We start from the raw sequence: 5,000 nt of genomic DNA, 5'->3' as shown, positions 1-5,000 counted from the left end.
ATAACGGTCCTAAGGTAGCGAAATTCCTTGTCGGGTAAGTTCCGACCTGCACGAATGGCGTAACGACTTCCCCGCTGTCTCCAGCATAGACTCAGTGAAATTGAATTCCCCGTGAAGATGCGGGGTTCCTGCGGTTAGACGGAAAGACCCCGTGCACCTTTACTATAGCTTTACATTGGCATTCGTAGTGGCATGTGTAGGATAGGTGGTAGGCTTTGAAACCTGGGCGCCAGCTCAGGTGGAGCCACCCTTGAAATACCACCCTTATTACTATGGATGTCTAACCGCGGCCCGTTATCCGGGTCCGGGACAATGTATGGTGGGTAGTTTGACTGGGGCGGTCGCCTCCTAAAGAGTAACGGAGGCGCGCGATGGTGGGCTCAGAACGGTCGGAAATCGTTCGCTGAGTGCAATGGCATAAGCCTGCCTGACTGCGAGACTGACAAGTCGAGCAGAGACGAAAGTCGGTCATAGTGATCCGGTGGTCCCGCGTGGAAGGGCCATCGCTCAACGGATAAAAGGTACGCCGGGGATAACAGGCTGATGACCCCCAAGAGTCCATATCGACGGGGTTGTTTGGCACCTCGATGTCGACTCATCGCATCCTGGGGCTGGAGCAGGTCCCAAGGGTATGGCTGTTCGCCATTTAAAGCGGTACGTGAGTTGGGTTCAGAACGTCGTGAGACAGTTCGGTCCCTATCTGCCGTGGGTGTAGGAATATTGAAAGGATCTGTCCCTAGTACGAGAGGACCGGGATGGACGGATCTCTGGTGGACCTGTTGTGGCGCCAGCCGCATAGCAGGGTAGCTATATCCGGACGGGATAACCGCTGAAGGCATCTAAGCGGGAAACCCACCTTAAAACGAGTATTCCCTGAGAACCGTGGAAGACGACCACGTTGATAGGCCGGGTGTGGAAGAGCGGCAACGCTTGAAGCTTACCGGTACTAATAGTTCGATCGGCTTGATCGTTCTCATTCCTTATGCTCATCGTGAACACGATGATCTGGCCAGCGCTCACGCATGAGCGGCCCTTACGGGCCTATGCTCCGCGAGGGCGCCGGAAAACCGGCGACGCGCAGTCGCGCTTGCGGGCTTACGCCCGGGGCGCCCTGCAATGAACGTCGCCATTGGCACGGAAAGACGGGCAAACGGCACAAGCCAATAGCGAGCGGGTTTCCCTACTCACTATTCCCTACTGCCTAATCCCCAACCCAGCTTCTCGAAAACAACGTGCGTTTTGCCGACCTGGTGGTTATGGCGGAGCGGCTGCACCCGATCCCATTCCGAACTCGGCCGTGAAACGCTCCAGCGCTGATGGTACTTCGTCTCAAGACGCGGGAGAGTAGGTCGCTGCCAGGTCTGCCAAACGCACGTTCTAAATCTTCTCTTCACGATCAAGGCCCGCCTAGGGAACAACGGGCCGCGCAAGCGGCCCTTTCATTTGGTGAGCCATCTACCTATCTGTAGGCCATCCTAGTCATAGGCATCGGCTTACGTCCAAAGCAGGCAAACGCTTGCTTAGATCAGCAAGCAAACGCTTGCTTAGGGTTGACGCGGGGTGGAGCAGCCCGGTAGCTCGTCAGGCTCATAACCTGAAGGTCACAGGTTCAAATCCTGTCCCCGCAACCAATTTTATCATAAATCAATAACCGTCCCGGTCTAACCGGGACGGTTTTTGCGTTTTGAGGGCTAGCGTTTGAGTTGAGCGGGCTTCCGACACCCAGTGCCAAGCTGTTAAACATCTCACATTGGGCCGAGAAATACCGGCGGCCAATCGCCGCGAAAGTTTTACCCTATCCTCCGAAGAACTTGATCCGCAACGGAATTGGTGCAGTTTCAGCGCATTGACCCCTTGCAGACAGCCACGACTAATGGAGGCGGTGGGCGCCAATGAGCTACGACTTAAGTCAGCTGGGTTGGAAGGCATTCCAGGACGTGGCCGCTGCCGTGGTCGCTGAGGTTTTGAAGCGGCCGGTGCAGACCTTTCTCGGATCGAACGACGGTGGGCGTGACGCCGCGTTCCTCGGACGCTGGGATGGCCCCGATGGGACGACGACCAAGTCGACCATCCAATGCAAGTTTCTCGGGAAGCCGGGAGCGAATCTGAGTCTGTCAGATCTGAAAGACGAGCTGCCCAAGGCCGAGAAGCTTGCGGCTGACGGGCTCGCGGACGACTATATCATCCTGACCAACGCCGGTGTCTCGGGTGAGACCGACGCCCAAATTTGCGTCGCTATGGAAGGTGTAGGCGTCAAAAAGTGCCGGACGTTCGGCGGGACCTGGATCGTCCAGCAATTGACCGAGAATCCCAAGCTGCGGATGCTGGTGCCGCGTGTCTACGGCATCGGTGACCTGTCCCACATCATTACCGGCCATGGTTACAAGCAGGCCAAGGCCATTCTGGACTCCATGGGATCCGACCTTAGCTGTTTCGTCCCAACGGACGCCTACCGGTCTGCGGTGAAGGCGGTGCAAGAGCATGGCTTTGTCATCCTGCTGGGTGACCCGGCCTCGGGCAAATCCACGATCGCGGCGATACTGGCGCTTGGTGCCATCGACGACGGCTGCCTAGGCGCTTTAAAGATCAACTCACCAGACCAGCTGCACCTCTGGCACCCCGGAGAGAAGCAGTTCCTTTGGGTCGACGATGCGTTCGGCCCCAATCACTTCGACGCCTCTCGGATGAGTCGCTGGAACGCCGAACTGGGCACCCTGCGCGCGGCCGTCGAAGGCGGCGCGCGTATCGTCTTCACCTCGCGTAACTACATCTGGGAAGCTGCCAAGCCCCACTTGAAGACGAGTGCCTTCTCTCTACTTAGGGAGAGCCAGGTCGTCGTAAACGTCCACGCGCTCTCCGACGAAGAGCGTGCGCAGATGCTCTATAATCACGTGCGCCGCGTCCAGCCCCAGAAGATGCGCCACCGTCTGAAGCCGTTGCTGCCGGCGATCGCGGTCAACAAGGCCTTCTTACCGGAAACCGCTCGCCGACTTGGCGATCCGCTCTTCACCAAGAACCTCATTATCAGCGAAGAGCGGCTAACACGGCTGGTGGAGCACCCGGTCGAGTTCCTGACCGAGGTGCTGGCGCAACTGGACGACGCGTCCCGCGCTGCGGTCGCCCTGATCTTCCTAAATTCGCAAACCGGAGTGCCTTCTCCGATCACAGCGACTCCGGCGCTCGAGATGGTCACCCGGCTCATGGGCGTGAAGACCGCCGACCTAGCTCGGGCCATGCAGCACCTCAACGACAGCCTGACCCGGTTGGTATCGGAGGATGACGGCGACCGGTGGGTGTTTCGGCACGCCACAGTCACCGACGCCTTCGCCACCCTAGTCGCGGCCTCGCCCGAATTGGTGGAACTCTACGCTCACGGTGCTAAGCTCGACCGCCTGCTTGGTGAAGTGGCGTGCCGTCCGAAGGCAGCGGAGGACGGGCGTATCCGCATCCCGCCCGCGCTCTATCTGGGGCTGATTGAGCGTCTGAAGGCCTGCCCTTTGGACGAATCGTTGAAGTCGTTCTTGGGCGCACGGTGCGAAAAGGCCTTCCTCGTCCTGATACTGGAGGCGCGACCAGATATTCTGGAGTGGGCAGCCCAGATACAAGCGAGTGGTCAGTCGTTCGGCGGAAAGCTCCTAATCGCCGCCTTGGCGTCGTGGGACTTGCTCCCGGAGGAGGTGCGCCAGAGCATCGTTGCGGACATCCGAAAGCACTCGATCACTTGGCTGGACGCCAAGCCGCTAACGGACAAAATACTCCGGCAGGTCTTCAAAGAGGCTGAGTTCGCGGACTACACCGAGGCGTTTCGTAAGGAATGGCTCTCGGACATCCCCAGCGTCTTCAGCGAGTTCGGTCGTTATTCCTCCGAGGACGAGGTGGGCATGTACACCGAGTTCAAGGAGAATTTGCACGCGGCGCAGGCCTACTTCGAGCTCGACTGCGACCAAGCGTTCGACGAGCTCTACGCAGAGATCGACGCCCACATCGAAGAACTCGAGGCCCAGCAGCCGTCTCCGGATAGCTCAGCTTGGAGTCCATCCTCGATGGAAAAATCAACCGCCCCGCCCTCTGACGCAGCGGGCTTGATCTTCCACGACGTCGACGCCTAGGACTTCATCACCCGAAATCAACTGCGCGCTAGGGCGCCTTCTCCCGGCGCAGGCCTATTGTCGACACTAGGGCACCGATAACGAGTGCGACAAGCGTGTCTCTGGCTCCCAGCAAACTAGCCCTTCTCAAAACCACTGAAGGTGAAGTGGACGGTGCTTAATGGTCCTTCCGGCCAGTCGAGTCCTTCGCCGTCGACAATCCGACCACCATCGCCGTCGAGACTCGGAGTGGTGTCAGCGATGAATCCTGCAATTGCTTGGTTCCCGCGCAAGATCCTCGGCGCCCGCTTAACGATTGGATTGGCGCCCGTGACCCTCAGGAGCTCGTCCACTGTGAAAGACCAATCGTCGGAGCCACCACTAATAGCCTGTCGTCCATATTGTGTCCCTCCGACCGCCATTCCAGCCAGAAAGATTCCCAAATCCGCTTTCGCGATGAAGCAAGGATTGGTTTGAGAAACCAGCCATTGGCCCCAAATCGCTGGAGTTGAAGCTAGGTCGATTCCGCCGTAGTCGGCTGTGTTGGACACGTTTCCGTAAGAGGCGCGTTGAAGTCGCGAGGCATGCGTGCGTAGCCGGGATCGACGAAATCGAACTGGGGCAACCAGGCAAGCAGTTCGTGCTGGATCCACTCCCTGCCTGAAGGGCGGATCGTGCCAAATTTTAGAAGCTTCGCCTGTATGAGCACCGCTCGTCTATCCCAGTTTCCCGAAGCAGGATCCTGGTGATCCATAACCACCAGTAGGTCGGCAAGCTCGCAGCGGCCCTTGCCAACGGTAGATGGGGGCGGAGCATGTGGAGACGGAACGCGCTTGAAACTCACCTGCGGGCGGGAATGGCAAAAGACCGCTTTGAGTTCGATCTTATAACCAAGCGAGCTCAGTATAGGTG

3 protein-coding genes, 1 tRNA gene and 2 rRNA genes (1 of these 6 running past the window's edge) are annotated in these 5,000 nt (G+C 58.5%); 4 read left to right on the top strand and 2 right to left on the bottom strand.

The features are described 5' to 3' along the window. The 4 genes from FJ978_RS18020 to FJ978_RS18005 form a co-directional block, all read left to right on the top strand. Window positions 1-971: ribosomal RNA gene (locus tag FJ978_RS18020) — 23S ribosomal RNA — on the top strand; it begins 1,851 nt to the left of the window's first position. Between the two features lie 275 nt (window positions 972-1,246). Beyond that, a 5S ribosomal RNA gene (rrf, locus tag FJ978_RS18015) occupies window positions 1,247-1,361 on the top strand. A 193-nt stretch (window positions 1,362-1,554) separates the two neighbouring features. Continuing rightward, window positions 1,555-1,631: transfer RNA gene (locus FJ978_RS18010), tRNA-Met, on the top strand. Between the two features lie 261 nt (window positions 1,632-1,892). After that, window positions 1,893-4,109: a hypothetical protein gene (locus tag FJ978_RS18005; protein ID WP_140573152.1), complete on the top strand. Its 2,217-nt coding sequence runs from the start codon at window positions 1,893-1,895 to the stop codon at window positions 4,107-4,109. 116 nt (window positions 4,110-4,225) lie between these two features. Here FJ978_RS18005 and FJ978_RS18000 read toward each other — a convergent pair whose 3' ends face one another. Next, window positions 4,226-4,639 (bottom strand): hypothetical protein, encoded by a 414-nt coding sequence (locus FJ978_RS18000; protein WP_140573151.1) that lies wholly within the window; start codon window positions 4,637-4,639, stop codon window positions 4,226-4,228. Next, window positions 4,603-5,000 (bottom strand): hypothetical protein (locus tag FJ978_RS32980; protein ID WP_210241447.1); only part of this gene is annotated, 398 nt, incomplete at its 5' end. The genes FJ978_RS18000 and FJ978_RS32980, both read right to left, overlap by 37 nt.

It is taken from the genome of Mesorhizobium sp. B1-1-7 (assembly GCF_006442705.1).
Classification (GTDB): domain Bacteria; phylum Pseudomonadota; class Alphaproteobacteria; order Rhizobiales; family Rhizobiaceae; genus Mesorhizobium; species Mesorhizobium opportunistum.
The sequence above is the reverse complement of the archived record's forward strand: the minus strand, read 5'-3'. Positions and strand labels throughout refer to the sequence as shown.

What these genes read in the sequence shown, in the direction of transcription:
- FJ978_RS18005 (WP_140573152.1), top strand. Translation starts at nt 1,893, where the DNA reads ATGAGCTACGACTTAAGTCAGCTGGGTTGGAAGGCATTCCAGGACGTG.